Origin of the sequence: Parvimonas sp. D9 (genome assembly GCF_035282565.1) — a bacterium.
Lineage (GTDB): Bacteria > Bacillota > Clostridia > Tissierellales > Peptoniphilaceae > Parvimonas > Parvimonas micra.
This window is the reverse complement of sequence record NZ_JAYKBM010000104.1, coordinates 1-286: the sequence shown is the minus strand read 5'-3', so window position 1 is coordinate 286 and position 286 is coordinate 1. Positions and strand designations below refer to the sequence as shown.

Annotated in this window: 1 pseudogene; it reads right to left on the bottom strand. The window is 54.2% G+C overall.

The features are described 5' to 3' along the window. Window positions 1–286: pseudogene (gene purH, locus VJI94_RS08205) on the bottom strand (bifunctional phosphoribosylaminoimidazolecarboxamide formyltransferase/IMP cyclohydrolase); the annotation flags it as partial.

Genomic DNA, 286 nt, shown 5'->3' with positions numbered 1-286 from the left:
CGGAAACCAATTCGAACGCAGCATCAGTGTCATTCAGATTGTTGTAGCTGAGTTCTTTGCCTTGAATCTGGATCGCGCTAGCAAGGCCGATGCGCTTGCTGTCGGACACATAGAAAGCCGCGCTTTGATGCGGGTTTTCGCCGTAGCGCAAAGATTGGCGCTTGGTCGCCGACACTGTCAGCGTTTCCGGATAGGTTTCACCAAGTTGTTTAGCAAACCAACCGCTGACAGCGGCATCATAGCTTGCGGTATGCGCGTAAGCCGCCGCCGCCAGTTTCTTGCGGAA